Here is a 1,400-nt window from a genome sequence, read left to right as displayed (position 1 = left end):
GGGAAGCGCAAAGCTAGCTGACGTCAATGAAGGTGCGCCAAGACGACGGCCTCATGGTAATAAAGCGATATGTCAAATGTTGTGATTGCGAGATTAGAATAATAGTGCGTCCGCATTGGGCTCAAGGCGCTCATCTGACAAAAACTGTCGGATGACGGCTTTCGCTGCCAAAACAGACACAAGGGTTCTGAAGCCACGCTTGTATCAAAATCCGCAATACGCACCCATACCCCTGTGGTTGCCAGCAGTTCCGGGCAAATGTCAGGTATACCCCATGCAGTCGGAAAACCCGGAAGTCGATAGGATCCTGCGCTGGACCACTTATGCCCCGACTTCGTCCTTACCCCTTATACCTTGAGCAATGCCGAGGTGCTGTCAGACGAATTCGAACCAGTCTCTGGTAGACCAGTGAGGCTGTCCTTTATTCCATGCCAAGTTCGCGCCACTCGGCAAGAACGGCGGTGCGTGTCAGTTTGAAGGTGTCTCGGCTGGTGAGAGATCTTTCCTGGTTGAAATGGTTATAGACAGAGGAATGGACGGCGGCGAATTTTTGTAAACTTCGCATACGCCTGAAGCGTTGCATGGCACGTTCACGTCGTCGGAATGGCAGGTGTGAGTTCTCAACGCGGTTGTTCCGCCACCTGCCCGTCGTTCGTTTGTCCAGCGCACCCAATTCTCTGAGCGCTGCTTTGTAGGACGCGAAGCGATCTGTAACGACTTCTTCAGCTTTGCCGTGCCGTTTCATCAATTTCCTAAGGAATTTAAGTGCTGCAGCCTTGTTTCGACGTTTGGTGACAACGGCTTCCAGCACCTCACCTTCCTGATCCACAGCCCGCCAAAGGTAGTGACGTTTGCCATTCACCTTCACAAAGACCTCGTCCACATGCCACTTCCATTTCGAGAATGCGCGCAGCTGCTGCACACGCTTCCGTCTGATCTCAGCGGCGAACATCGGGCCGAACCTATTCCACCAATAGCGGACTGTCTCATGGCTGACATCGATCCCGCGTTCGTGAAGTAAGTCTTCGACATTTCGTAGCGAGAGCGGGAACCGAATGTACAGCATCACTGCCAGGCGGATAATCTCAGGGCTGGTTTTGAAGTATTTGAAATTGGCAGGCTTGGTCATTCCCAAACGCTACGCAACCGCCCTGCCCTGCTCAAGCAAAGTTCTTCTGACAAGACCGTATCAATGTCTCACGATGAATTGGGTGGGTGGCGGTGCTGTCAGACGAATTCGAACCAGTCTCTGTTGGGCCAGTGAAGCTGTCCTTTATTCCATGCCAAGTTCGCGCCACTCCGCAAGAGCGGCGGTGCGTGTCAGCTTGAAGGTATCTCTGCTGGCGAGCGATCTTTCCTGGTTGAAGTGGTTGTAGACGGAGGAGTGAACAGCGGCGAAT

At 53.0% G+C, this 1,400-nt stretch carries 1 protein-coding gene; it reads right to left on the bottom strand.

Translation table 11 applies throughout. The annotated features are described in order from the left end of the window. Window positions 1-421: 421 nt before the first annotated feature. On the bottom strand, window positions 422-1,129 hold the full coding sequence (locus GOV45_RS23155) for an IS6 family transposase (RefSeq protein WP_170482897.1): 708 nt from the start codon (window positions 1,127-1,129) through the stop codon (window positions 422-424). Window positions 1,130-1,400 lie beyond the last annotated feature (271 nt).

The organism is Ruegeria arenilitoris (genome assembly GCF_013035425.1).
Lineage (GTDB): Bacteria > Pseudomonadota > Alphaproteobacteria > Rhodobacterales > Rhodobacteraceae > Ruegeria > Ruegeria arenilitoris_A.
Note: the sequence above shows the minus strand (reverse complement) of the source record. Positions and strands in the feature narration are given on the sequence as shown.

Coding starts and splice junctions, on each gene's coding strand:
- GOV45_RS23155 (WP_170482897.1), bottom strand. CDS start 1,129: ATGACCAAGCCTGCCAATTTCAAATACTTCAAAACCAGCCCTGAGATT.